Source organism: Thalassospira profundimaris WP0211, from assembly GCF_000300275.1.
GTDB classification, from domain to species: domain Bacteria; phylum Pseudomonadota; class Alphaproteobacteria; order Rhodospirillales; family Thalassospiraceae; genus Thalassospira; species Thalassospira profundimaris.
Window position 1 is genome coordinate 1 of sequence record NZ_AMRN01000022.1, and the last position, 1,259, is coordinate 1,259.

The window sequence follows — 1,259 nt, forward strand, 5'->3', positions numbered from 1 at the left end:
ATTGGCTATCTGTTTGGCGTGCGCTCGGAGCGCCAGCTTGTGCGCGAGATTGAGGTCAATGTCGCCTATCGCTGGTTTTTGCAACTCAAGCTGACCGACAAGGTCTTTGATGCCTCGACCCTGTCGCAGAACCGGCGGCGTCGATATCATGATGCCAGTGTTGCGCAGGATATTTTTGACGAGATCGTCGAGCAGGCGATCAGGCACGGGCTGGTGGATGGTAAGGTTCTCTATACCGACAGCACGCATTTGAAGGCCGATGCCAACAAGAACAAATGGGACCGCGAAGTGGTTGCCAAATCGCGCGCGGCCTATTGGGATGATCTGGATCTGGCGATTGAGGAAGACCGGGCGGCTCATGCGAAAAAGCCGCTCAAAGCCAAGGAACGCCAGCCGGTTGAGAAAGAAACCAAGATCAGCCGAACCGATCCCGACAGCGGATATATGGTGCGCGACGGCAAGCCCAAGGGCTTTTTCTATCTCGATCACCGCACGGTCGATGGCAAGCTTGGGATCATTACCGACAGTTACGCCACCCCGGCCAATCTGCATGACAGCATTCCCTATCTCGACCGTCTTGACCGACAAAGGCAGCGTTTTGACCTTGATGTTATCGCCGTCGGACTGGATGCGGGCTATGCGACCGCCGCGATTGCCAAAGGCCTTGAAGATCGTGACATCCTTGGCGTGACGGGCTATCGCCGCCCGAACCTTCGGGAAGGCTACATCCCCAAACGCAAATACGTTTATGACCCTGAACGTTATGCTTCTCGCTGCCCCGAAGGTCAGCTTCTGTCTTATGCGACAACCGACCGAAATGGATACCGCCATTATCACAGCGACCCGGAAAAATGCCGCACCTGTCCTGTGCTGGCTTCCTGTACCGCCAATGCCCACCACCGAAAAACTGTCACGCGCCATGTCTGGCAAGACGCCAGAGACCGGGCTGACGCCTATCGTCTGACAGAGTGGGGTAAGCGGGTTTACAAGCGCCGAAAAGAGACGGTCGAACGCTCTTTTGCAGATGCCAAACAGCTTCACGGTCATCGATATGCAAGGTTCCGGGGACTGATCAATGTCAAATGCCAATGTCTGCTGGCCGCCGCCGCCCAAAACATCAAGAAAATAGCCCTGGCTTTGGGCCCCAAGGGGCCAATCGCTGAGGGATAATCCCCTCGGCACACTCAAGCCAGCTTTCAAACACCTCTAAAAGAAAAACCCCGCCAAAATATGACGGGGTTTGTCAGCGGTCTGAGGCC

1 protein-coding gene is annotated in these 1,259 nt (G+C 55.8%); it reads left to right on the top strand.

Going from position 1 to position 1,259, the window contains the following annotated elements:
• On the top strand, positions 1-1,170 hold a 1,170-nt coding region (locus TH2_RS20390; protein ID WP_051007687.1), incomplete at its 5' end, for an IS1182 family transposase.
• Between the last annotated feature and the right edge of the window lie 89 nt (positions 1,171-1,259).